General features: G+C 47.8%; 26 protein-coding genes and 1 tRNA gene. 5 read left to right on the top strand and 22 right to left on the bottom strand.

Annotated features, from left to right (window positions below; all coding sequences use genetic code 11):
• Positions 1-70: 70 nt before the first annotated feature.
• The 9 genes from NC996_RS08785 to NC996_RS08745 form a co-directional block, all read right to left on the bottom strand.
• Positions 71-1,546, bottom strand: a complete 1,476-nt coding sequence (locus NC996_RS08785) for a DUF697 domain-containing protein (RefSeq protein ID WP_190688011.1) — start codon at positions 1,544-1,546, stop codon at positions 71-73.
• A gap of 91 nt (positions 1,547-1,637) precedes the next feature.
• Positions 1,638-1,714, bottom strand: a tRNA-Met gene (locus tag NC996_RS08780).
• 49 nt (positions 1,715-1,763) lie between these two features.
• Positions 1,764-2,717: an asparaginase gene (locus tag NC996_RS08775; RefSeq protein ID WP_190412552.1), complete on the bottom strand. Its 954-nt coding sequence runs from the start codon at positions 2,715-2,717 to the stop codon at positions 1,764-1,766.
• A gap of 133 nt (positions 2,718-2,850) precedes the next feature.
• Complete coding sequence (locus NC996_RS08770) at positions 2,851-3,351, bottom strand: CGLD27 family protein (RefSeq protein ID WP_190412553.1); 501 nt, start codon at positions 3,349-3,351, stop codon at positions 2,851-2,853.
• Between the two features lie 20 nt (positions 3,352-3,371).
• Positions 3,372-3,833, bottom strand: coding sequence for a ribosome silencing factor (gene rsfS / locus NC996_RS08765; RefSeq protein ID WP_190412872.1), 462 nt, complete (start codon positions 3,831-3,833; stop codon positions 3,372-3,374).
• Between the two features lie 150 nt (positions 3,834-3,983).
• The gene (yqeK, locus tag NC996_RS08760) at positions 3,984-4,589 is read right to left on the bottom strand and encodes a bis(5'-nucleosyl)-tetraphosphatase (symmetrical) YqeK (protein ID WP_190688009.1); all 606 of its coding nucleotides are present in this window, start codon (positions 4,587-4,589) and stop codon (positions 3,984-3,986) included.
• 145 nt (positions 4,590-4,734) lie between these two features.
• Positions 4,735-5,964 carry a glycosyltransferase family 4 protein gene (locus NC996_RS08755; protein ID WP_190528377.1) on the bottom strand — a complete coding sequence of 410 codons (1,230 nt, stop codon included), beginning with the start codon at positions 5,962-5,964 and terminating at the stop codon, positions 4,735-4,737.
• A gap of 216 nt (positions 5,965-6,180) precedes the next feature.
• Positions 6,181-6,630 carry an anti-sigma regulatory factor gene (locus NC996_RS08750; RefSeq protein ID WP_190412556.1) on the bottom strand — a complete coding sequence of 150 codons (450 nt, stop codon included), beginning with the start codon at positions 6,628-6,630 and terminating at the stop codon, positions 6,181-6,183.
• Between the two features lie 22 nt (positions 6,631-6,652).
• A complete protein-coding gene (locus tag NC996_RS08745) occupies positions 6,653-7,651 on the bottom strand; it encodes an anti-sigma factor antagonist (protein ID WP_190436868.1) in 999 nt (332 codons plus the stop codon).
• Positions 7,652-8,137: 486 nt separating this feature from the next.
• Here NC996_RS08745 and NC996_RS08740 point away from each other — a divergent pair, with 486 nt between their 5' ends.
• Together NC996_RS08740 and NC996_RS08735 are read left to right on the top strand one after the other, a co-directional pair.
• Positions 8,138-8,926, top strand: a complete 789-nt coding sequence (locus tag NC996_RS08740) for a 7-carboxy-7-deazaguanine synthase QueE (RefSeq protein WP_190436871.1) — start codon at positions 8,138-8,140, stop codon at positions 8,924-8,926.
• A 198-nt stretch (positions 8,927-9,124) separates the two neighbouring features.
• Positions 9,125-10,603 carry an esterase-like activity of phytase family protein gene (locus tag NC996_RS08735; protein ID WP_190688121.1) on the top strand — a complete coding sequence of 493 codons (1,479 nt, stop codon included), beginning with the start codon at positions 9,125-9,127 and terminating at the stop codon, positions 10,601-10,603.
• 158 nt (positions 10,604-10,761) lie between these two features.
• On the opposite strand, the gene NC996_RS08730 is transcribed toward NC996_RS08735, so the two are convergent.
• From NC996_RS08730 to NC996_RS08715, 4 genes are all read right to left on the bottom strand, one after another.
• Positions 10,762-11,406 (bottom strand): DUF3318 domain-containing protein, encoded by a 645-nt coding sequence (locus NC996_RS08730; protein ID WP_190429385.1) that lies wholly within the window; start codon positions 11,404-11,406, stop codon positions 10,762-10,764.
• 83 nt (positions 11,407-11,489) lie between these two features.
• Positions 11,490-12,047, bottom strand: coding sequence for a hypothetical protein (locus NC996_RS08725; protein WP_190688006.1), 558 nt, complete (start codon positions 12,045-12,047; stop codon positions 11,490-11,492).
• Positions 12,048-12,100: 53 nt separating this feature from the next.
• Positions 12,101-12,226 carry a hypothetical protein gene (locus tag NC996_RS08720; protein ID WP_277877557.1) on the bottom strand — a complete coding sequence of 42 codons (126 nt, stop codon included), beginning with the start codon at positions 12,224-12,226 and terminating at the stop codon, positions 12,101-12,103.
• Positions 12,227-12,282: 56 nt separating this feature from the next.
• A complete protein-coding gene (locus NC996_RS08715) occupies positions 12,283-12,513 on the bottom strand; it encodes a hypothetical protein (protein ID WP_190528383.1) in 231 nt (76 codons plus the stop codon).
• A gap of 404 nt (positions 12,514-12,917) precedes the next feature.
• Between NC996_RS08715 and NC996_RS08710 the strand changes: the two genes are divergently transcribed.
• Entirely contained in the window at positions 12,918-13,787 is an 870-nt protein-coding gene (locus tag NC996_RS08710) for a hypothetical protein (RefSeq protein ID WP_339380417.1), read from the top strand.
• Positions 13,788-14,004: 217 nt separating this feature from the next.
• Here the strand turns inward: NC996_RS08710 and NC996_RS08705 are convergent, their stop codons facing one another.
• The 4 genes from NC996_RS08705 to bchL form a co-directional block, all read right to left on the bottom strand.
• The gene (locus NC996_RS08705; protein WP_190666964.1) at positions 14,005-15,411 is read right to left on the bottom strand and encodes a ferredoxin:protochlorophyllide reductase (ATP-dependent) subunit N; all 1,407 of its coding nucleotides are present in this window, start codon (positions 15,409-15,411) and stop codon (positions 14,005-14,007) included.
• Positions 15,412-15,523: 112 nt separating this feature from the next.
• Positions 15,524-15,661: a DUF5331 domain-containing protein gene (locus NC996_RS08700; RefSeq protein WP_190528385.1), complete on the bottom strand. Its 138-nt coding sequence runs from the start codon at positions 15,659-15,661 to the stop codon at positions 15,524-15,526.
• A gap of 39 nt (positions 15,662-15,700) precedes the next feature.
• Positions 15,701-16,300, bottom strand: coding sequence for a DUF5331 domain-containing protein (locus NC996_RS08695; RefSeq protein WP_348259984.1), 600 nt, complete (start codon positions 16,298-16,300; stop codon positions 15,701-15,703).
• Positions 16,301-16,310: 10 nt separating this feature from the next.
• The gene (gene bchL / locus NC996_RS08690) at positions 16,311-17,177 is read right to left on the bottom strand and encodes a ferredoxin:protochlorophyllide reductase (ATP-dependent) iron-sulfur ATP-binding protein (protein ID WP_190412565.1); all 867 of its coding nucleotides are present in this window, start codon (positions 17,175-17,177) and stop codon (positions 16,311-16,313) included.
• Between the two features lie 828 nt (positions 17,178-18,005).
• On the opposite strand from bchL, the gene thiO reads away from it, so the two are divergent.
• Complete coding sequence (gene thiO, locus NC996_RS08685; protein ID WP_190688003.1) at positions 18,006-19,994, top strand: glycine oxidase ThiO; 1,989 nt, start codon at positions 18,006-18,008, stop codon at positions 19,992-19,994.
• A gap of 183 nt (positions 19,995-20,177) precedes the next feature.
• The gene (locus tag NC996_RS08680) at positions 20,178-20,357 is read left to right on the top strand and encodes a ssl1498 family light-harvesting-like protein (protein WP_190688000.1); all 180 of its coding nucleotides are present in this window, start codon (positions 20,178-20,180) and stop codon (positions 20,355-20,357) included.
• A 120-nt stretch (positions 20,358-20,477) separates the two neighbouring features.
• Here the strand turns inward: NC996_RS08680 and NC996_RS08675 are convergent, their stop codons facing one another.
• From NC996_RS08675 to NC996_RS08655, 5 genes are all read right to left on the bottom strand, one after another.
• On the bottom strand, positions 20,478-21,281 hold the full coding sequence (locus tag NC996_RS08675) for a tetratricopeptide repeat protein (protein WP_190687997.1): 804 nt from the start codon (positions 21,279-21,281) through the stop codon (positions 20,478-20,480).
• Between the two features lie 181 nt (positions 21,282-21,462).
• On the bottom strand, positions 21,463-23,523 hold the full coding sequence (locus tag NC996_RS08670) for an RNB domain-containing ribonuclease (protein ID WP_190687995.1): 2,061 nt from the start codon (positions 23,521-23,523) through the stop codon (positions 21,463-21,465).
• A gap of 129 nt (positions 23,524-23,652) precedes the next feature.
• Positions 23,653-23,868, bottom strand: coding sequence for a 30S ribosomal protein S18 (rpsR, locus tag NC996_RS08665; protein ID WP_190412875.1), 216 nt, complete (start codon positions 23,866-23,868; stop codon positions 23,653-23,655).
• A gap of 86 nt (positions 23,869-23,954) precedes the next feature.
• Entirely contained in the window at positions 23,955-24,149 is a 195-nt protein-coding gene (gene rpmG, locus NC996_RS08660) for a 50S ribosomal protein L33 (protein ID WP_190412570.1), read from the bottom strand.
• Positions 24,150-24,199: 50 nt separating this feature from the next.
• Complete coding sequence (locus NC996_RS08655; protein ID WP_190687992.1) at positions 24,200-24,742, bottom strand: RDD family protein; 543 nt, start codon at positions 24,740-24,742, stop codon at positions 24,200-24,202.
• Positions 24,743-24,830 lie beyond the last annotated feature (88 nt).

The raw sequence follows: 24,830 nt of genomic DNA, 5'->3' as shown, positions 1-24,830 counted from the left end.
ATATGAATAAAACATTTTAATAGTAGGGTGGGCATTGCTCACCCTACTGTTGGGCTAACCTACTACTTGGCTAACAACTAGCAATCTCGTTACCCGCGATCGCAGGCTGGGGTGATTCTGGCACCAGACGCGCCACAGCTTGCTTGACAAATCCTTGCAAGAAAGCAACTCGTTGATTTTGCTGAAACACTTTTTGCAGGGTTTCGCGCAACTGATCCAGATTTAAGGGACGCCCTTCGGATGTCGTAGCGGCTTCCTGCGCTTGGAAATATTCAATTAAGCTTAAACCCGCTAAGCGGGTTAGATAGGCAGCACTGACGCCCTGAACCGCTCCTCCGGCGACAAATGTGATGGCATTGCTCTTCAGAACCCCACCTACGGTTTGAGTCGTTAGTTCAACTAAACCTAGCTTGAGCATCAAGCTACCCATTGTCCCAGCGATCGCTTGCGCTTGTTGAAGAGAGAATTTTTGCTGATATAGATTACCGAGATCCATGACTAGCTGACCGTTAATGGCAGCAGTTGCCAGCAAATCCAAGGCAGGTACAGGGTTCGCAAAGGCGGTGGCGGCAGCAATCCACTGATATTGCTCGATAACGGGAAGGGCGCGATCGCGTCTCACTTCATTTAAGGCGGATTTCGCTTCGGCTTTCAGCGCATAAGCTGCCCTCCAAGCCGTTGTCCAAACCAGCTGTTGACTTTCTTGGGCTAAAATTTGGCTTAACCGACTTGCGATCGCACTCATCTCAGGCGCTGGGGTTTGCATCCACTCCCGCACCGAACCATCCGGTTGATGCTGACGTACTTTGATGGCGCTGGGGGAAGCCGCGATCGCCACAACGTCTTCTCCCTTCAGCGTTCCTTGCATTCGTTGCCGCAATTGCTGTAATACCGTGGCGCGTTCTTCAGGTAAATACCGATCTTGCTTGTTAAGCACTAGCACTGCACGCTGTTTAGATGCCGCTAGTTGCTGTAAGGTTTGATATTCCGGCTCGGTCAAATCTCCATTCGTGAGAAATAGCACCAAATCTGACCTCTCCCCGATTCGGGAAGGGGGCGGGGAGGTGGGGTCAATTGCAGTAAATAAAGCGGGTGTCTCCTGCAAGCCGAGTTTTTGCGGCTGTTGAGAAACCCAGTTAGACTCTAAAACTTGAATTAAGGTAGATTTACCGACTGACTTTCCGCCAGTGACAGCCAGATGCATCTCCCGGCGATCGATTTCAGTCGTAATTTTGGCGAGTTGTTCTCTTAGCGGGGCATTTGCCGGATGGTTTTCTGCCTCTGCCTCTAGCTGGCTAATCGTACCTTCGGTTTGAGCGATCGCTTTTTCTACCGTTTCCCTGTCCATCTGGCTGACATCTGGCAGATGAAGCTCTTTGGTTGTCTGTTTCTGGAATAACCAGAAACCAGCGCCGAGTGCGATCGCGCCAATTACACTAAACTCACCGACTGTCCCGGCTGAGTCATGAAAACTCTGCAACAGCCAAAGCGAGAATGACAGACCAATTCCCCCGACTAAAATCGGACGCCGCAAATTTACAGCCATAAATATTTAAATGTAACCCAATCGCTGCTAACCAGCCTACAACAAATCCCTGCAACCTTTTGGGATTGCAGGGATTGTTTACTTTTTTATTTGGTGGCGGGAAGTGGATTTGAACCACTGACCTTCGGGTTATGAGCCCGACGAGCTACCAGGCTGCTCTATCCCGCGTCGTCTTTGCCAACTTATTTACTATAACGCAAATTTAGGATTATGGCAACTACAACATCGAAAGTTCCCCAACTACATCTAGGCGCTTGAATTTGCTCAAGCTCATAAAGGTTTCCGATAGGGTTTCCGCCACCGTGGGACTAATCCAACCCATTTGCTTAAGTAAATGAATGGCAACGGCACACTTTGCCCGTCCTGCTCCATCTGCCACCTTAATTGCTAGTCCCATCCCTTCGCCAACGCGACCGATGCACTGAATCCCTTCAGCACCCCCTTTGCTGATGATTTCACCTTCGGTCAGACGCATGAGTTCTGTATCAAATAAACCTTCTCCTGCCACCATATTTGGGTGATGGGTCATGGCACGGACGATGCGCTCCATATCCAAATTATTCCCAGAGGCAAGCTGACCGTACAACGTACCCATTTGCCCCAGCTGCATGAAGTAAGTCGGAGCGCCACAATCATCGTGGGCACTGATGAACTCTACAGCGGGCATTCGCAGCAATTCAGCAACTTTGCCTAAAATTAGCTGCTGAACGGGGTGGTTGCGCTGCAAATAGGTATTCAGAGGCCAATGCCTTGCTTGGCAAACGGCAAGCATTCCAGCGTGTTTCCCGGAACAGTTATACTCCAGCGGACTCCGTTTACCTTCTGGAATTGGACACTGAAGTGCTGATGGGTCAACATCCGAGCGCCAAAGAACGTTAAAAGCCTGTCGGACTTGGGCAGTCGTACCTTGGTGGGAGCTACAGATAATGGCTAAGTCTCGATCCGTTAGCTTGTAGCGTTCTAGGGTGCCGGTAGTCGTAATTGCCAACGCCTGGAATGGCTTGAGGGCGGAACGAACAAAAGCAGCGGTTTCCGAACTGCCTGCCACGGATAGGACGCGCCCTCGGTTGTCACAGACGACTGCTTGGGCGCGATGCGTTGATTCAATAATGCCTTCTCGCAGCAACCGAACTTCCAGTTCTGCGGATTGATTTCTTTTTCCCCTTGTCATGGGTAAGACTTTATCACTTTTTGTTAGTTGTTCAGTAGCCTGCGATCGCTGGTTCTGAGGTCGTCGGTAGACTGTGCAGCCTTTCCTTACTATCCACTACCTCTCGCTCAATGACCTAATGCCTAATGGCTCATTACAGAAAATACCAGGTTAGACTACCTGCAAAGAAAAATAAGGCAAGCAAGACAAAGGTTCGCTGTAACCGCTGAAGGATTGGTTGAACTTGGTAAGTGACGATCAAGCGATCGCGTGTCAAAATTTCTTCTGGCTTTGTCCAGCACTGACCGTCGTACCAACCGGATTCTTCATAAAACACTTGTTGATTCTCTAGGCGCGATCGCACGTAAGACCAACCCAAGTACAGTCGCACCAGTGCCAACACCACTCCCAAGCTCGCTCCTGCTGCACCCATGAGGATAAACTTGCTCGGATACTTTCCTGGCGCAAAGCTTGCCGCTGCCATTGGACCTGCGACGAACCAGCCGAGACCCCAAATCCAAGCCAGCTTTTTGATGTATCCTCCCAGTTCCAGCGTCACCCAGCGAAAAGACCAAGAATCCTTCAACTCCTGGTACTCATTGAGCGGTTGTTGTTCGGCGGGAACTGGGCAAACTGAAACTGGAGTTTCCATCATGTTTTTACTCTCCCATCGGCTCACGATGCTGAGAAATCGATTTTTTCAGCATGACCCCAGAATGCTTCCAGATTATAGAATTCCCGCTCTGGAGGCAACAAGATGTGAATGATGACATCCCCGTAATCCAACAGTATCCAGCTACCTTCTGCCTTTCCTTCTACGCGCAGAGGCAGGCGTTGCCACTCCGTTTCTACTTTCTGTTCAATGGATTGGGCGATCGCTCTCACCTGGACTCTGGAGAAGCCGGTTGCGATCGCAAAGTAATCCGCCAGATAGGATACCTCTCCTACCTGTAGCAATACGATGTCAGCCGCTTTGCGGTCATCAGCAGCTCTGGCAGCCGTCAAAGCCAGCTCTTTGCTTGCTTTTTGTTTATCTGCATTGACAGCCAGTCGAGCAGAAGCATTCGCGTCGTCTCCGTTGGAGATGAATGCTTCGTTCCCAGTAGAGGAGGACTGTATCTTGAACTGTTCTGACATTAAATCCTGATTTCCTTGTTCAAAAACACCTATAAATTCCTTCAAAGTTGGTTCAACTTACAGCACTGTACTAGAGAGATGCTGAAGTTTCTATTTTAATTTTTGAAGTTTCGAGCCTCAGCTTTTTATGGCTTTTTTTAACTTTTCATTTCATTTATCCTTCATCCTTTCAGCTTCAGGTTGCTGCTTTTTGCTAGCGATTTGAAGTGCCCAATTACGGCTACGGATCGTTCGAGGGTGAATTAAGCACCGAGTTTCGAGGAGATATTTCAGGGAATAATCGCAAGTTAGCCAAACAGCTTTGTAGAGATTTTGCCAAGCAACTTGTCTTAAAGCTTCTAACTCAGGAGTGTTACCTCTGCCTGGTTCCAGAGTATCAGCCAAAAACACGATACAACTCAATTCACTCATTCCTGGTCTGCCTAAGGTGTGATCCTGGATTGCCTGCAAAATTTCTTCATCAAATATTCCAAATTTGTCTCTAGCAACAATTGCACTAACATCTGCGTGCAATAAATGCGGATTTTCTTCATCCACCGGGTCTAATTTCAATCCTTCTTCTCGTGCCATTTGTAACAGCAGCGAAGGCTTAAAGTATTTTGCGAGATCGTGCATCAACCCCGCGGTCGCTGCTTTTTTCTCGTCGAGTTGATAATGCAGCGCTAGCTCAATAGACATCTGCTCGACGCCTAATATATGTTTGATTCGAGCGGCAGGGACACGATCTGCTAACCAGGCTAAGACCTGTTCGCGCATTGGGCGAGGAACTCCATAGGGCTATCGGGACAGACGCAAAGGACAAAACCTAAGGCTTTGGGCGATCGCTAGTTCCCAGGATATAAACGCTAGGCATCGCGCGATCGCTACTTCAACCCGACAACCATTTTGCTTTCATTCTAGATCAATGAAGCCTAACCTCATCAAACAGCTTCTCATACTGCTCCAAGGCGTGCTTAAAGGAGTAATTTTCGATAGCATATTGTCTGCCTTGCTGACCCAGTCTTTCCGCTTTGTCAGGGTTTTTATATAAGTCTAAAATTGCTGCTGCCAGAGCCTCAGGATCTTCTGGGGGAACGACGACACCGCCGCCGCTATGCTGCACTGCTTTAGCTGCCGTACCACTAGCAGGAACAGAAGCCAAAATTGCCCGACCGCTGGCTAGCAGCACCTGAATTTTAGAAGGCATATTGAAGGAAATCACGTTTTCCTTTTGCATCACCAACCCTACATCCGCCGCTGCCAGTAGTTCCGGTAATTTTTCGCGGGGTTGAAATGGCAGTAGCAAAACGTTTGGCGCATCCACTTTTTGACAATAAAGCTCCAGGTCTTGTAAGGCTTTATCTTCTCCCACAATCACCACAGCAATGTCGGGAATATGTCGCAGGCAAGTCGCCGCATCGATCAGGGTCTTTAAGGGTTGGGTGCGACCAATGTTACCGGAATACAGAACCACAAATTTGCCGTCGAGTTGGTGAACGGCTCGAAAATAATTATTTTCTTTAGGCAAAGGTTGGATAAAGTTAACATCAACCCAGTTAGGAATCAACCTAATTTTACTTTTTGGGACTCCTTTACCAACTAAATTATCAACAAATCCATCAGCAATGACGCTAATCTTCGTCGCTGTTCGGTAAGCAAAATTTTCCAGCTTTTCAAAGATGGCAATCATCCGTTTGTTGGTGAGCAACCCCGTATGAACTGCGGCTTCCGGCAAAATATCCTGGAGGTTCAAGACTACCGGACAGCGGTGCAACCATCCCAGGAGCGCGGCTGGAACGGAAACTGGCAGGGGCGGTACGGTTAACAAAATTACGTCTGGTCGCCTGCCTTTGAGGGCATGGACTAAGCTGATCAGGACAAAGCTTGCATCCAATAGAATTCGATCTATTAAACCCGGTTTGGGGCGAATCCAGACATAATTGCGCTGAATGGCTACGCCATTTTCGAGTTCTGTTAGGTACAATTTCCCCTTATATTTCTCGTAGATGCGCCGTTGCGGATAGTTTGGCATGGCAGTGACAACTCGCACTTGATGACCTTGTGCTACCAAACCTTCCGCTAGTTCGGTCATCAAGGGGGCAATGCCGATTGGTTCGGGATGGTAGTTGTAGGAGTAAATCAATATCCGCATGATCTAGGTCTTACCAAATATTTAGCACCAAGCTTTTACCTAGTCTAATCGGGGGTTGCGGTATGTTGGTACAATCGCGCATCTTCTTTGAGGAATAATGTGGCTTTTTCTCGGTCTATTTCTCGGTCTATAAGTGGGATCGCGCTTGTAGATGAGATTTATTCCCAGTTGTCAGAAGCAGCAGCACATCTAGGAGAAAGCGAATACTCTCCAGTTTTAGCGAATTTTTCTTCGCATCAGCAAGCAATTTCGTTCGTCAGGCATCCGCGTGTAATCGAGTTCATCTGTGAATTGTTGCATAAATATCAACCCCCGACCTCCTTCATTCTCCAGGGGGTCAAAATCCTTTTGACCCACCACTTGCAGCTTCGATTGCAGCTTGGCTTGCAAGTTAAACGGTTTTCCGTAGTCCCAAATCCGCATTTCCAGATAGCTAATATAGACTTTCACCTCAATCTGTATTGGGGTGGTTGGGGGCAATGAAGAATGAGCGTGGCGAATGACGTTCGTAAACCCTTCAGTCAAGGCTACCTGAGACTGCCACCATAATTCATAGGGCAGTAGCGGTAGAGTAAGTTGCTCAAACCATTGCAAAACTTCTGTTAAAGCATTTAGATCCGTCTCCACCTGAAGGCGAGATTGTGCTATTGGTTGTTCCTTTGTCATTAACAGAAGTAATTGAGGTTTCCTAATAAGCACCACTGTTTTTGCGAAATAAAATTAGGATTGTTTTAACAATTAACTTGAGGTCGTAAATCAGGCTCCAGTTCTCCTGATAGCGCAAATCTAAGCGAATCACATCTTCAAAATTGCGTACTTGCGATCGCCCATTCACCTGCCACTCACCCGTCATTCCTGGTTTCACATCTAAACGCTGCCATTCCGGAACTTCGTATCGTTCTACTTCATCAGGTGTCGGGGGTCTCGTACCGACTAAACTCATCTCCCCTTTCAGAACATTCCAAAACTGCGGCAGTTCATCCAGGCTTGTCTTCCGTAAAATTCGACCCACCCGTGTTACTCGCGGATCGTTTTCATTCTTGAAAAAGGCACCGCTGGCTTGATTCTCGATTTTGTCTTTCAGTGCTTCCGCGTTTACGCACATCGAACGGAATTTCCACACCTGAAACCGTCTTCCCATCCAACCGCAACGGATTTGACTGAAAAAAATCGGGCCTGGATCGTCGAGCTTAATCACAATGACGATGGGAATAAACAAAATTGCCGTAATCCCTAAACCCACCAGCGATCCCACCACATCAATACCACGTTTAATCCACGAGCGGACGGAAGGATGAGTCGTTGGTAGCTGAATCTCTGATTTTTTCCCAGGGGTTGTGGTTGCGCTTTGGCTTGGCGGCTCGATCGTTAAAACTTGATCCAGCCCCGTCATCGCTAACACTGCCATCACTTGAGGATGGACACCCCGAAGTACTAATTCGACTTGTTTTTCCCGTGCTAGCTTTACATTACTGACCAGCGCACCAATACCACTGCTATCAATAAATGTGGTCTGACTCAAATCAAAAACTAATTGCTGGGTAACGGCACTCTCTTGTAAGAATTGCTGACAGCTTTTCTTAAAAGCCACGGCCTCAAGAACAGTAAGGCGAGGGGGTAGCTGGACTACAGGAGTGTCGTTGAAGAACGTAATCCGAAAATCTGCATCGGGGATCGGTCCAACCATGTAAACCTAGTGCTAAGGTGCCATCTTATATTTTGAAAAATATTTGAGATTAGTCAATTCAACTTCATTAAAAGTTTTTGTAAAGAATTATTTTATTGTTTTGATATAATTCTACCTAAATCAAATTCATCGAGTGTCCATAATAGCACTGAAATAGCGAATTGTACCAAGGATTTTTTAAACTGCTTCTAAGGGTACCAAAGAGCAAACAGCTTGGCGGTGGTTAAAAATTGTAGTTATCGTGAGTTATCCTCAGGGACCGACCGGAATCATCAATATTGACAGAATTATCAAGCGGTGAGAAGGCTGACTGGGGAACCCCCTGCTAAGAGCGATCGCCGTTGGCAGTTGTTGGCAGCACGCGCAGAGCCAAGCATCCTTCCCGCGTGGTTAATCTAGGAATTCAAGGCAGATAATGGGATTAGTAGAACCCTTAAAGTAAACCCAGTCCGGAGCGAACCAGTCGCATCTCAAGTCAGAGCAACAATGACCCCTAAAACTGCCGACTATCCCACTGCGCGGCTAATTGAAGTCTTCTCCGCCATTCAAGGGGAAGGACTGAATGTAGGCACCCGCCAAATATTTATCCGCTTTGCCATCTGCGACCTGCGCTGCCATTTTTGCGACAGTGCCCACACCTGGTTAGCTCCAGATAAATGTACTGTGGAGCAAACACCTGGTCAAAGAGACTTTGAAACCCACTCCAATCCAGTGTCTAGCTCGGTGTTACTAGAATGGATTGAACGGCAAAATCAACCCGGTTTGCACGACAGCATCAGCCTCACGGGTGGCGAACCGCTGCTTCATGCTCCCTTCCTAGCTAAATTTCTGCCTGTTTTGCGCCACTCCACAGGGTTGCCACTCTACCTAGAAACTGGCGGTCATCGTCCAGAACAACTAGCCCCGATTTTGCCCTTCCTGGACTCTGTAGGCATGGATATGAAGCTGCCTAGCGTCAGTGGAGAACAAAGGTGGGAAGCGCACAGGGAATTTCTCCAGCTTTGCCATGACTCACGGGTTGATAGTTTTGTCAAATTAATTATTTCTAGCCAAACTGAGCCATCTGAGCTGGAACAGGCATCTGAATTGGTGGCAGCAGTTAGCCCTGCTATCCCGGTGTTTTTACAGCCAGTAACACCCCTACAAATGCCCCATCATCTGCCAGTGTTTGCCCCAACCCCCGCGCAGGTTCTGGAGTGGCAGGCATTAATGAAGCGAAGTCTCAAACAAGTGCGAGTTGTGCCACAGACTCACAAAATGCTGGGTCAACTTTAGAATTGTTCATGGTTCATCAGGAATTCTCAGGAACTACGAATCCTGATTAGTAAATTTGTGTAGTTGAATAAAGAATTGATGAAGAACCGGAATACTTATGTGAAATTACTGTGTGGAAGACCGCTTTAAAGTTATCTTTAACCAGCTTTTAAAGTAACCGTCTGATGCTCGTGATAGTAAAAGTTCTGAGGCTAAGACATTATGAAAGCAAAGCATTGGCTTTGGACGGTTAGTTGCTCGCTGGCACTATCTACGCTCTCTATCACGGCAAATACCACCTCTACTTATGCTGCTTCCCTGGTTAATACTCTGGCGATTCCGGGGGAAAGTACGGATCTATTCCCGACTAATGGCGGCAATGGTGGTGCTAACATCAATCGCTTAGGTTTTTTCTCGGATCTATATTACGATCGCTACGAGAATGTGTACTACGGTTTGGGCGATCGCGGTCCAGGAGGCGGTGTACTTTCCTACGAAACCCGAGTTCAGAAATTTTCGCTGGATGTTGACCCAAACACGGGGACGATTAGCAACTTTAAGCTGCTGAAGACCATTTTATTTACTAAGGACGGTGAGAACTTCAACGGGTTGAACCCCCAGTTACTCAACGGCGATACCGGAATTCTGGGTCTTAGCTTCGATCCAGAAGGCTTTGCAGTTGCACCCAACGGCAACTTCTACGTTTCAGACGAGTATGGACCCTCTGTTTACGAGTTCACTTCGACTGGTTCGTTCATCCGGGCCTTTGCCACTCCAAGCAACATACTTCCTCTAGCTGGAAGTGTTCCCAACTATGTCGATGGTCGCCCAATCCTTACTAGCGGTCGCCAGGATAACCGAGGCTTTGAGGGAGTAACCCTTAGCCCAGACGGTAAAAAACTGTATGCGATGCTGCAAGACCCGCTCGTAACTGAGGGAAGTCCCGATGGACGACGCAGCCAGAACTTGAGAATTGTGGAGTTTGATACGGCAACAGGTGATAGCGTTGCCCAATATATTTACCAGCTAGAAAGTCTTGCCGCTATTAACGATCGCATTCCCGGAACTGATGACGATTTTGGGCAGAATTCTCAAGGTCGTAATATTGGCATTAGCGCCATTACCGCCCTTAATAACAATGAGTTCCTAGTACTGGAACGCGATAATCGCGGCGTGGGCGAAGCCGATCCTCTAAGTAAAGCCCCAGTCGCCAGTAAGCGGGTTTACAAAATTGATCTCACAGGTGCCACAGATGTCAGCAACATCAGCTTGATAGGTACAAATACTTTACCATCTGGCGTAATACCTGTTAGCAAGTCTCTGTTTTTAGATGTTGCAGCGCAGCTGAAGGCGAGTGGTCAAGTAATCCCTGAGAAGTTGGAAGGTTTGACAATCGGGCCTAAGCTAACGGATGGTTCCTACGCAATTATCCTTGGCACGGATAACGACTTTAGTGTGACTCAGGGGAATGCTGGTCAGCAGGATGTTTGCACAGATGGTACAGCCTTTACTCTCGTATCTATTGATAGCGGCTGTCCCGCCGGACAAAAATTACTTCCAGGCTACCTCTACTCGTTCAAAGCTAGTGCTACAGAGTTAGAGGGGTTTGTACCTCCGGAAAAAGTGCCAGAACCAGCGGCAACGGCTGGATTAATGCTACTGGGTTTTGGCGGTTTGTTGCTTAAGCGGCGGCAATAAAAAGGCAATGTAAACATTGCCCAAATTCGGGTGTAGCTTTGGTACACCCGAATTTGGGGAAAGACAGGCACTCATGTAAAACAGAAGAATTCCTCAATCTCGTTACTCAGCTTACGCCTGGTAACGAAGATTTGGATGCGATCGCATCCGAAGAGTCTTTATATTGAGTCCTCGCGTGCGCCTTTGACTTTAGCTTTGGCTTTGGCAGCACTACGCTTGAGGGCAGAAAGCCGCGTTTCGTATTTGCTCCGTTGCCTTTTGTTTGGGGTTAGCTCTAGCAAAGCTTTCAAAGCGCTACCCAAACTTTTGTAGGCGTTGGGGAGGGAGTAACCAAAGCGGGTGGCAAGCGCGATCGCTTTCTCATCCGCTTCAATCATCTCTTTTACCTGCTTCTCCCCACTATTTTTTTGATACAATCTCCAGCCTGAAACGCCACACAATGCCAAGGCTAATATCAACAGCAAGCCATCTTGTACCCACAGTTCGCCGACAGCACCGCCTAAACCAATTGCTAGCGCCGCCATTTCCCAGCCATCTCTAGGGATGGTGTCGTTTTGAATTCGGGCAACTTCGTGCCAAAACAGTAAATTCCGCTGATCGAGTGCTAGCTGATCCCATTTCACTAGATCAATTTGAACCTCAATTTGATCCTTGCCAATTTCTTCACAGCGGATCAGGGGTGGATTCACTTCAGTCGTTCCTTCGACTGTTACCCAGCTTTGCAATTCTGGCGGCAGTAAGGTTTTTAACCGCCGGAGTTCGCTCATCTCAGCTCTAGCAGAAGAGGTTGCATAGGATGTCATAGTCGTCCAGCCCCAGGAAATTCGCTTTTCAATCGTAAGGTTATTACTTTGGAGTATAGCGATCTTCGTGCCCGGATTCAGATTCACTCAGATGGGAATAGTCCCCGCTTCTTACGCGCTTCCATCGCTCTCTCCAACATTTGCAGTAATCCAGGAGCTTCTTCTTGAAGGGTAAGCAGTAGCCTTTCTCCCAATTCTCGATCGCCTGGGTCTTTGCCGGTTGCCATCACCTCTTTCAGTCGAGGCATCGCTACATTATCAATAATTTGAATTAAACCTGACAAACAACGGTTGAATTGTTTTTCGGTAAGACTTGAATCTTCTAAGGGAAACTCAATGATGGCACGAATTTCGCCATCGTTTGGGTCATATTCCCATTGCAGCATTTTGGTTTCCCAGGAAATGCACAGCATTGTCTGGAGGATCGCTTCTTTGTAAGGATGATCTTTAACTCCAGATATAACTTGGGGCGCAAATACCTTGAAAAATTCCCCATCCTCATCCAGCTGGACAACAATCAAGAATTCGTCTACGTTTTCAGCTTGTACACCCGTCAGAATCCGGTACGCTTCTTCGTCAATATGATATTTCCAACCTTGATTGTCTAGATACGTGGCAATCTGTCGTAAAGTAGCGCCCATGACAGCCTCGCTGCGTCAGGTGGAGCAGGAATAACACGACACAGTATAACGTGCTATCTGACAACGGCATATAGAAAGCCGTCTTTAGTTAGGGCTTGGGGCGATCGCTTGCTTCTAACGCTGTTCCGATCGGGGTTTGGGTTGGAGCTAGGATAGCGATCGCGTCTTTTGTTTCTCAAGCAATTTTGCTCCGAAAAACCCAACGCCAGATGCCTGCGGTACAGTTCAAATTTGCCTAGCGCTGGTGGGAACGACCGCCAAGATAGAGTGCTGCTGCGAGGGCGATTCCAGGTAATGTAATGACTGCTGCCAATGGAGAACGTAACCAACTCGCTTGCTCGTACCGTTCTCGATAATAAGTAGACCTAAGCGAACAGGGTTGAGCGGAACTGACTGAACCCAACAAAATGCTACTAGCGATCGCAGTGCTAGAAGCGATCGTAACCAAAGATAATTTTGTTTTCATACAGTTTTTTCTCCTACCGCGTTTTAGTGCAGGGAACGATCCTGAGCGATCGCGCAAAGTTTCATTTAATTCTAGCTGCCTCTGACTAAACTGGGGTGGAATGCTACGCAAGTGCAAAAAAAGGGGAGTGCGATCGCTCTAACTCAGACAAGCTAAAACTAAAGTGGTTTTTGTAACTGCACAACCCTTCCGGAAGCCTTTGTAGCATTTCAAGCCAGTACGTTTTCTGACAAAAATGCCTTTTCCTATCTAATTCGCACAGTCAAACTACCAACTGAAAACTGAAGAACTAACAAAAACTTGGAAAGCATTTATTGATGGTGCCATACAATTAGGTTGAAATTCAGTATTACTCCTGAATCGGAGCGTCTTTGAGGACTGTTAAAATACCCAGCAGTTTAGCTGTGTATATTGATATGAACTTAGAGCGATCGCTCATGAAGCTAGCCAATGCCGTATCTAAGCTTAATGAACTTTCATCAATGGAAATTTGTACTGAACCAGGATGTACTAAACAAGTTTCTAAACCAGGTCATAAATTGTGTTACGAGCATTGGAAGGCTAACAACACTCAAGCGTCACCCACACCAAAACCTAAACCGAAGCCTCAGCCATCGTCTTCCCCATCGCTGTTGTCCGCTACCAGCATCAGCGAGAAACTGGCAATACCCAAGCACAAAGTTAATCCCATTTTGGCTGAATTAGGATTGTTGAGCAAAGACCAGAACGGCTGGGTTGCTACCAAGTTAGGAATTAACTTCGGTGCGGTGCAAAAAACTTATTCGCAAGACGGCACGCCATACGTTCTCTGGTCTGAGTCGATTCTGACGAATCAAGCGTTCCTCACGACTATCCAAAGTATCAATGGTGATAGTTTAGAAGCAAGTACCAAGGAAGCAACCAGCGAACAAGGGTTTCGCGAGAAGTTTCGGGCTAGCGCACAGCATCGCACCACTGATGGGCATTGGGTTCGATCAAAGGCTGAAGCTCTGATTGATAATTGGTTGTATGTTTCGGGAATCGTTCATGCTTACGAACGACGACTACCCATTGAGGAAGAAGCGTACTGTGACTTTTATCTTCCATCAGGGAGAGTGTATATCGAGTATTGGGGATACGACAACGATCAAGAGTATGCGGCACGTAAGCGAGTTAAGCAGGAGCTATATCAGAAGTACCAGCTCAACTTAATCGAATTATCGGATGAACATATCAAGAATTTGGATGATTGCCTGCCCAGAATATTACTGAAGTTTGGTGTAGTTATTAGTTAAAGAACTCATATAGTTATCCTGTGTTTGCGAGTGCTTCCTCTCTTCCTTCGCGTCCTCTGTAGTTGGGTAAAAAAGCGATCGCAATTCGACCCTTCTATCAAGATGACCTAACTTTACTGATAAAAGTAATAGGAGCGATCGCATCTAGATCGCTCCTACTATTTATTATCTATTACGCCCCTCACCGAAAAGCGGAAAGGGGCAAGGGGCGAGGTTCTTAAATCTTCGCTTCTTCTCTCACTAACTTATCCCAACCCAAATCTTTAAGGTTGTTATTCCGGCGCAGCGGACGAGTCACCAACTCCAGAATGTCACGAGCATTTGTAAAGCCGTGAATCTGAGCAAAAGTGAACTCAACAGACCACTTAGTATTGATACCGCGTGCTTCCAGTGGGTTAGCGTGCGCCATACCCGTAATCACCAAGTCTGGCTTCAGTTCGTAAATACGCTGAATTTGGTTATAGTTGTCCGGCTTCTCCACAATCCTAGGCGTTGGTACACCCATTTCGTGGCAAGTTTTCTCTAGCAGCGCCAATTCAGCGGCTTGATAGCGCTTATCCATGTAGGGGATGCCGATTTCCGGGCAAGTCATGCCACAGCGCACCAGGAAACGAGCTAGGGAGATTTCCAACAAGTTATCGCCCATGAAGAAGACAGATTTGCCGCGAATCAACTGGACGTAGTCTTCCAGATTTTCCCAGATTTGCGCTTCCCGCTCCTCTAGCCCTTTGGGTTCAATCCCAAACACCGAGCAAATTTTCTCAATCCAGGCGCGGGTGCCATCGGGACCAATCGGGAAGGGTGCGCCGATGAGTTTGCACTTGCGGCGACGCATCAGCGTAGTGGCGGTGCGGCTGAGGAAGGGGTTCATGCCAGAGACGTAGTAGCCTTCTTCTAGAACTGGCAATTCGGTGTAACGCTTGGATGGCAACCAACCAGAAACTTTAATGCCTTGCTTTTTCAGTTCCAGTGTCAGATTGGTAACAACTGGATCGGGGAGAGATCCGAAGAGAACCAGTGGCGGATGCTTGACATATTCTTCTTCGTCTGCTGTTACTTCTTCTTTCTTTTTGCCGAAGTTGAGCAGAGAAGCGATCGCATTCCTTTCTTTCTTCTCAGTTTCTACCACGGGTGCTTTATCGGGACAACGGGCAGCCATCGCCGCCAGTACGGTGTCTTCCCCTTGAGTAAAGGCGTAGTCTAAACCATTCGCGCGAGCCGTCACAATGGGGATGCCAATTTCGGATTCTAGCTTGGGTGCCAAGCCTTCCAAATCCATTTTGATGATTTCGGTGGTGCAGGTGCCAATCCAAACAATGACGCTGGGGTTGCGATCGCGCTTAATTTGCAAACACAGCCGCTTCAACTCTTCATAGTCATTCAACTGAGCGGAGATATCTCCTTCTTCCAACTCAGCCATCGCGTAGCGGGGTTCCGCAAAAATCATCACCCCCATCGCGTTTTGTAAGAAGTAGCCACAGGTTTTTGTACCAATAACTAGGAAGAAACTATCTTCTATCTTTTGGTACAACCAAGCTACGCAGCTGATGGGACAAAATGTATGATAATTTCCAGTTTCACACTCAAAATTAAGCGCTTCCGGTTCTGTATTCGCAAGGGTCATAGTAAAGGTTTCCTCTCAAATTTTTAATTGATTGTTAGTCAAAAGGTGATTAGTTATTAGTCATTCCAGAGACCAAGAAATTCTGACTTAATGACTCATAACTATTGACAAATTACTCAGGCTCTGGGATTAGAGCGACAATCTCTGCATCCTTAAGCTTCATTTGCAGAGCGATCCAGGAACGATTCGCTTGAAAATATTCCAACCACTTCTGCTTCAAAGCAGATGTAAAGTTTTCAAAAAAAGTCATACTTTCTGTTAGCTCATCCTGCCAATACTGGGTTAACTTTTAGCGCTGCCAAGGAAAGCGATGCTTTTTATAAACTCCCTCGCAAGATTCATCCACCTTAGCAGCGATACGACTGGCTGAGTGAGCAACATTGACAGCAGCCGGAGGTAGCATTCTGACTTCCTCTGTATCTGTTTTTTCAGCCGATAGTGCCTCTAGCTCATCGTCGGGAGCAGCCGGTATTGCCTCTAGCTCATCGTCGGGATCGAAGTCTAGCCCAAAGCTCGCCACAATTCGGTCGGGGTCTGCATTGAGGTCCACAATCAGGGGAAGCATCTCATTAAATTGCGGGTCTAGAGTCGATAGCGTCGCCAAAATGAAGCTGGAGGTAGGGCGTCTTTGTCCTTCAGATGTCACCCAGACTTGCAGACGATTGAGCCAGTGACGATTTCTTCGATAGTAGTCTAGCCATTTGGCTCTGACCGATTCCCGTAGCTGCTCAGGACGTAGTTGCTCAGGATGTAGCTGCTCAGGACATAGCTGCTCGGTGTTCACAGTTGGACTTGATGCTGATGCTGGTGAAAATAATTTGGTTTGGAGAATGGTGCATAACAATACGCACGTCAAGATTGACACTAAAAGCATTGATCCATTCTCCATCCTTAGCTCCCTAAACCATCATCATATCTAGCTCTTGTTCTTCAGTCTTCACCTCTGGCTTGGTGGGATTGAGGTAGAAATCAGACAGCAAGGAGAACAACTCGCGGTCTGGAGCATCGTTCGGCACAACACCCTCTGGACGCGCCAGAATTTGGTCGGCAATGTTGAGGTAGTAATCGCAGACGTAGTTGAGCGAGGGGTCAGTCTCTGCCATTTCAAACAGAGTTTTGCCCTTAACACGGGAAACGCGAATGTCTTCAATCAGCGGCAACACTTCCAGCACTGGCATCGGTACCGCAGAAATGTATTTCTCGATCAGGTCGCGCTTAGCAGTGCGGTTGCCAATCAATCCGGCGAGACGCAGGGGGTGAGTCCGAGCTTTTTCACGGACAGAAGCGGCAATCCGGTTGGCTGCAAACAAGGCGTCAAAGCCGTTGTCAGTGACAATCAAGCAGTAGTCCGAATAGTTGAGGGGAGCTGCAAAGCCACCGCATACCACGTCACCAAGTACGTCAAACAGAATGATATCGTACTCATCGAAGGCGTTCAGTTCCTTGAGTAACTTCACGGTTTCGCCTACCACGTAACCGCCGCAACCGGCACCAGCTGGGGGACCTCCTGCTTCTACGCAATCAACGCCGCCATAGCCTTTGTAGATGACATCTTCAGCCCAGACATCTTCGTAGTGGTAGTCCTTTTCTTGAAGCGTGTCGATAATTGTGGGAATCAGGAAGCCGGTCAGGGTGAAGGTGCTGTCGTGCTTGGGGTCACAGCCAATTTGCAGGACTTTCTTGCCGCGCTTGGCTAGAGCCACAGAGATATTGCAGCTGGTTGTGGATTTGCCGATTCCGCCTTTTCCGTATACTGACAGTTTCACGCGCTTCGTCTCCTATAGTTTCATTTCAAACCAGGATGGTTGTCTTTGGTGTTAGGCAGGGCATGAATAAAGTCGCTGCCGAAGAAAGCCAGCCGTAGATTGCTTTTTATCTGGGTATGAACTGCATTATTGTCCAACTGCCGCAGAAAATAAAGGGGATGGAGGAATGGATTAGGTACTAATCGCGATTATTGAGAAAATAGATAATTCTTTAATGTTTTTATTTTGCTAAAAATGCTGATAAAACTGCAATTTAAATTTTTAAGAGGTTTTGTACTCTCTTAATTAAGAATGTGGAACAAAAGACAAAAAGCTCGGGGCGAAGAGAAGACGCTCACGCTACAACGTGAAACCGATAATTTGAGGCTATTTAGGACTCTGCGAACAACGGCGCTCGTCGAGAAAGTCTTAAACTGTACCTATAACTCGGATTGACTTCGCCTAATCGGCTACACTGCCTGAAGCAGATGGCTAATCAAAAGGGTCACAGAGGCATCTGCAAGTAAAGTGGGGATTTTGATGAATAATTATTAATTTTTGAGAGACTGTTTTCTAGGAATCCGAGTTGAGTTCACAGTCAGGGAGAAGATCGCAGAGGGGCGGGAAGAGGCTAACATCAATCACCGAAAGGGGAGGAGGGATGGTTTTGCGGAGCGCCTGGTGTTCCGAAGCAATCCGTCGCCATGACCAAGACTAAAGCGATCGCTACCGCTCATTGGCAACGCTTCTTGACTAGGCTTAAATTAGGACGCCATCTTTTTCTAAGGCGTATGCGTTGATTTATGGAAAGCCTTAGAGTCGGATTTTAGTTAAAGCAACTATATCTATATGAATACAGAAAGTGACATTCTCATCATCGGCGGCGGTGCGATTGGCTTAGCGATCGCCCTCGAACTTCGCTTACGGGGGGCAACCGTCACCGTCTTGTGCCGCGACTTCAACTCCGCAGCGGCTCATGCTGCTGCTGGAATGCTAGCACCCCAAGCAGAAGGGATTCCGACCGGCGCAATGCTGGATTTATGTCTGCGGAGTCGGGATTTGTATCCGGACTGGGCAAGCAAACTGGAAGCGATCGCAGGGGTATCTATCGGCTATTGGCCTAGTGGCATCTTGGCACCCGTTTATCTCAATCCTCAGTCCTCAGCCCTCAGTCCTCACTCCTTAGCACATTGGTTAGATAAAGATGCAATCTATCAAATTCAACCCGGACTGGGTTCAGACGTTGTTGGTGGTTGGTGGTATCCCGAAGATGGTCAAGTAGACAATCGGGCTTTAGTTCAAGCCTTGCGGGTGGCAGTGAGGGAATTAGGTGTAGATATCCGTGAAGGCGTGGCAGCTGAAGCCCTCCAGCAACAGAACCGGAGAATCAACTGCGTCAGAACAGCATCTGGGGATTTTCGCGCTCAACACTATGTCTTAGCCACCGGGGCTTGGTCAAATGAATTATTGCCAATTCCGGTCAGCCCGAAAAAGGGTCAAATGTTGTCCGTGCAAGTGCCTGGTGGCAGCCAAGAGGGATTGCCTCTCAAGCGGGTGCTGTTTGGTGAGGAAATCTACATCGTGCCGCGTCGGAATGGACAACTGATCGTGGGAGCCACTAGCGAGGATGTGGGATTCACACCCCATAACACTCCAGCCGGAATCAGAACCTTACTGGAAAGCGCGATTCGGCTTTATCCCGCCTTGCAGAACTTTCCCGTCCAAGAATTTTGGTGGGGATTTCGACCGGCGACACCCGATGAGTTACCGATTCTCGGTTCTAGCGCCTGCGAGAATTTAACGCTGGCGACGGGTCATTACCGCAACGGAATTTTGCTGGCACCCGTGACGGCTTCCTTAGTGGCAGACTTGATTTGGGAGCAAAAGTCCGATCCCCTGTTAGACCATTTTCACTACTCCAGGTTCTACGCTGGATCTAAACCCATCAATGCAACCCCCAAAATGCTTCAAATAAGCCATCCTTCTGAATCCGGGAGAATTCCAGGCTCGTCCATACAGATGAATCATTCCTTGGAAACCCTGCCATCCGATCCTTTAATTATTGCGGGTCGGACTTTTCGCTCTCGCCTGATGACTGGTACCGGCAAGTATCGCAGCATCGAAGAAATGCAGCAAAGTATTGTGACTAGCGGTTGCGAAATTGTTACGGTGGCGGTGCGCCGGGTACAAACAAAAGCGCCCGGACATGAAGGGCTGGCTGAAGCGTTGGATTGGACAAAAATCTGGATGCTACCCAACACGGCTGGCTGTAAAACGGCTGAAGAGGCGATTCGAGTGGCACGTCTGGGGCGGGAGATGGCAAAACTTTTGGGTCAAGAAGACAATAACTTTGTCAAGTTAGAGGTGATTCCTGACTTAAAGTATCTCCTGCCCGACCCAATTGGTACTTTGGAAGCGGCAGAGCAACTGGTGAAGGAAGGCTTTGCAGTTCTGCCTTATATCAATGCTGACCCCCTACTGGCTAAACGATTGGAAGAGGTTGGCTGTGCGACGGTTATGCCTTTGGGTTCTCCGATTGGTTCCGGACAGGGCATCAAGAATGCAGCGAATATTGAAATCATTATTGAGAATGCTGGGGTGCCAGTGGTGGTGGATGCCGGACTGGCTACGCCCAGTGAGGCAGCGCAGGCAATGGAGATGGGGGCTGATGCCGTGTTGATCAATAGTGCGATCGCTGGGGCAAAAAATCCAGCCGCGATGGGTCGCGCAATGGCTCTGGGTGTTGAGGCTGGGCGTCTCGCCTATCAAGCCGGACGAATCCCTGTAAAAGTCTACGCCAACCCCAGTTCTCCCCTGACTGGCACGATTACCAGTTAAAGGCTAAAGGGGCTGAGAAGAATGTAAGTTCAACCTCTCCTTGGCACCCCTGCACTTAGTCGGTACCAAGATTCTCTCCTCTGGCGGAAGTAGTGTAAATAATTCATGCAAAAGATAGAGTACATTGACCCGATTCTTTGTTACAATTATTTACAAAATAAATCCTAGATAAGGATATCATTCATGCGATATACAACCGAAGACGGCGGACGTTTGAACAATTTTGCAGTAGAACCAAAAGTTTACAAAGCAGAACCGCCAACCCAGGATCAAAAGCGTAACTATCTCTTCATGGGAATTGGCGCGATCGCTTTGCTTACCAGCTTAATATTTGTTGCTATTTCGGCATCCAATGTAGGCTAAGCACCCACCTGATACTTTTCAGAAACGGGTGAAATAAGGCAAAAGTAAAAAGTTAAACGTAAAAAGAAACAGAATTTCGTTTTTTTGTCTTTTGCCTTCTACTTTGAATTGAACGTAGGTTTACCGTTGAAGGTTTTTTGTCGCTTCTAGGGCGTCTTGGTAACTTTCTGTTCTTCCTTGGGACTTGAAAAGGTCTGCGGATTTCTTAAAATCTGCAACTGCGGCTTGACGATTATTCAATCGTAAGTAGGTGATTGCGCGGTTGTAATAGGCTTCAGCAAATTTAGAATCTAAATTTACCGTCTGAGTATAATCGTCAAGCGCTTTGGCATGTTGTCCTAGCCGGTTGTAAGCTAAACCCCGATTGTAATAAGCTCTGGCATTCTTGGGGTCGATTTGTAAAGCTTGGTTAAAATCGGCAATTGCGGCTTGAGTTTCTCCTAGATCGTCGCGAGCATTGCCTCGGTTAATATAGACACTTGCATCTTTGGGATTGAGTCGGATCGCCTCCGTAGAATCAGCGATCGCTTGTTGATAGTTTTCGAGAAGATAGTAGGAATATCCCCGGTTGCCGTAAGCATTTCCGTACTCAGGATTAATCCGAATCGCCTCAGTGTAATCTGCGATTGCTTGCTGGTAAGCTCCGAGGATGTGACGGGCATACCCCCGGTTGTAATAAGACTCTGCATCCTGGGGAGCAAGACGGATCGCTTCGTCAAAGTCTGCGATCGCCCCCTCATAATCACCGGCGTCTAGTTTATCAACGCCCCGGTTGTATAAATCAACCGCGCTCATCGTTGCCTTATTATTATCAGCAGCACTCAGTAACTGGCTGGGCAGCAACTGAGCGTAGACAGCAGTGGGAATTCCACCAATTACTGTGGTGATTCCGACAATGGCGATAGTTTTGCGAATGTTATTCATAGCTTGTCTTTTCTCGCCCCGCTGGAAAGGACTGAGGACTGAAAGCTGAAGACCGATCGTTGAGGTAAAAAATAAACATCAGGGGAAACGTGAAATCTATTTTCTGTTTCTTCCTCTTGAGGTAGTCCTCAGCACTATTTTCTCACTCAGTCCTGTCGAATCAATCCTTTGCACTATTTTTTTACGTGCCAGCTGGCTGAGCTTCCTGATCGATAAGCTGGCGGAACTGAATGACATCTTGCCGGGGGTCGGCATGGCTGACTCGGACTTCTAAGCGATCGCCAAGTGCCACTGAGTGGGTGAACCGCATCGCCAACTCTAATCCCAAATCTTCTAACAAAATTAATCCTAATCGGTCATCTTCTCGCAACCATCGCAGCATCAGCGCTTGCCAAACCTGATCGCCATGACGCCGCAGGTACTCTAACCCCCAATAACGATTTGTCTGGCGTTCCACTAACCTTGCTTCTTGGGAGGCGGTGCCGATACCCAGCATAACTTCTTGTAACTCTTGCGCTGAGAATGGCGTGGGTTCGCCGCGTAGGTGCGCCTTGATTTGGAAATGCGCCAGCAAGTCGCTGTAGCGGCGGATTGGAGATGTTACCTGAGCGTAGGTTTCTAGCCCCAAACCGGCGTGTCGTCCCGGCGTGATGCTCATTTCGCTACGGGGCATACATCCCCGCATTGCACAAAATCTCACAGGTCCTGCGGGCAGCTGCAATAGTTCCTCTTCTGAGGGAAGTTCGGGTTGGGGTTGACTGCGAAAGGGCAGAGGAATATTGTGAGTTTTGCCGTAATGGGCAGCCACTTCACCCGTGAGAATCATCATCTCTGCCACCAATTGGCGTGCGGGTGAGTCTTCCAAAATTTCAATGATGATTTCGTCACCATTTACTTTAATCATCGCCTCTGGCATATGGATGTTAATCGAGCCTTGGGACTGCCGCCATGATTGGCGACGTTTCGCCCAAGAAGCGATCGCTGTTATCTCTGGTTCTGCCTGGATACCCAGTTGCAGCATCTCATCCACATCGTCGTAAGTCAGGCGATAGGTCGGCTTAATTAAGCTGGCACTGATGCAATAGTCCTCTACGGCACCTTTTTCATCCAAAAGCACGCCAAAGCTCAGCGCCCAACAAATTTTTCCTTGCACTAAGCTCATCGGCCCAGTTGCCAAACTCGGCGGGAACATCGGAATCATCCCCGTCGGTAAATACAACGTTGTGGTACGCCGTCTAGCTTCTAAGTCTAATTCATCTCCTGGGGAAACCAAGCGCGAGGGGTCGGCAATGTGTATCCAAAGCCGCTGACGCCCATCGGCGAGGGTTTCCATACTCAATCCATCGTCTATTTCCTTTGTACTTTCATCATCAATCGTGTACACCTTCAAATGAGTCAGATCTAATCGGTGCTCATCCGAATCGTTCGGCGCGAACTCAGCATACTGCTTAGCCACTTCTATCACCTTGTCTGGAAAGTGAACGGGGATCTGACTGCGCCGCAGATATAGATTTTCGTGAGGACTCCACAATCCCAAATCCACCAGCAGTTGAAACGCAGCTTGGGGAGTTCCAGGGCGTCCAAGCTCGCTCATTGTTTCCAAAACAGGTGCTGGAGGGGGATAGGCGCGATTCAGAGATTCTTGATTGAGTCCAGCACGAACGACATCTGTCAACAGAGCCGCATATTTTTCAATGGCTTCCAGGCGTTGACGTTCGCGGCGTTCCCACTCTACCTGTTCGCCAGAGAGCGCCTTTTGCACGCGCTCTACAAATTCTTGCCGCCGCAAGAGCCGTTCTTTTTCGACTTCTATCTGATGTTTTAGTTCTGCTACCTGAGTAGCAGGACGCGGCTCGTAGCGATCGCCTTTTTGCTTGAAATAAAGTCTATCTTCAGATAGCAAATAGTACGCTGCGTAACATAGGGGGGCACTTTTGTCAGAAAACAGCACTGACGCCATTTCCACATCTGTAACGCTCGTTCCATCCTCTACCAATAATTCCCATGCTACCTCCAAGCCAGTTGGGTCCAGATAGCACTGTACCTCTTGGAGGAAGCTGGAAATTTGTGCAGGTTTATAGCTTTCACCTGCAATCTTATAGGTCATTTGTCGGGGATGGATGGTGTGGGATTGACCTTTCTCGTCTACCACAATCCAGTGCGTTTTGCCTTCTTGACGTTCTGCAACAGCAAGACGCCGCTCTCCATGCAGCCGAAACTCAATTAACGTTCCTTTCTCCACAAGTTTTTGGCTTACGCAGTAGCATTCATTGGACAGCCCATCTATCTACCAGTTTAGCGGCGTGGCGATTGTAAATTGTAGATTTTCGATCTAAGTCCAAAATCCACCCATCCCCAATCCAAAATTGAGTTAACCTTCAGGGTTAATAAAGGGTAACAGAGCCAAAAGCCGTGCCCGCTTAATTGCTACGGTTAAATCTCGTTGTTGCTTTGCTGTTAAACCTGTAATTCGGCGAGGCAGTATTTTACCCCGCTCTGTAATAAATTTCCGCAACAAATCGACATCTTTGTAGTCGATGGGTTCGTCAGGTTTAATTGGGGAAAGGCGGCGACGGAAGTAAGTCATCGTTGGTGATTCGTTGTTAATTGTCAGCACTCAGCACTCAGCAGTCATTGGTCATTAATCAAAAACTAATGACTCAGGACTGATGATTACTTAATTTCTTTGTGGACGGTATGTTGGTTGCAGTGGGTGCAAAACTTTTTCAGTTCAATCCGCGCCGTCGTGTTCCGGCGGTTCTTGGTGGTTGTGTATCGGGAAACACCCGGCGATCGCTTGGCGATGTTGGTGCGACAGTCGGTGCATTCCAACGTCACAATCAGGCGCGCCCCCTTCTTACTTGCCATAATGCTATTTCTACAAAATTCAAGAGGACAAAATTAAACACAAACCAATATTATTTCATACGACGAGTCACTTGAGCAAGTAATTTTTTGACGCGGATATCTAAAGAATAACCTCGGCGCGTCTGCACGATACAAGTTCGCCCAACGCGATCGTGAAAAGCTTGTTGCCACTCAGCATCTGCAAAAGCCACTCCACAATCCACTGCTAGAGGGCTGATCAGCAGCAGCAAAGAGATCCCGTTCGACACCCCAATGGTCAGTCCCACCATCGCCAAAACAGCAGCGAATCCCAGAATCCCTTCGCGCTTGCATAACTCAAAAAGCCCAGGAGTTTTGCGGTATTTGGGATCGACGACTTTCATATCCAAAGCCCAGCGTCCCACACTCTGTCCCTGATTTCGTGCAACCAGAAGCACTCGCCCAGCTAGCCATGCGATAATGAAAACCAAGATTTGTGCAATCGGGATACCCGGAGTATTTGCCCCAAAGGGCAAGCTAAAGAGCCAAATAATTAGAAAATCAATCGCAAAAGCAATACACCGTCGCTCAATTGGCACCTTAGGTAATCGGCGGTTGGTCAGTTCGTTACGCATGAAAAATAGCTTTTCCGACGGTCTATTTCCATATTAAGCTTTCACCTAACCGCTTTTTGTCTGTTGTCCGTGAATGTGTTGATAGCGA

Source organism: Trichocoleus sp. ST-U2, from assembly GCF_039961875.1.
Lineage (GTDB): Bacteria > Cyanobacteriota > Cyanobacteriia > Cyanobacteriales > FACHB-T130 > FACHB-T130.
The sequence above is the reverse complement of the archived record's forward strand: the minus strand, read 5'-3'. Positions and strand labels throughout refer to the sequence as shown.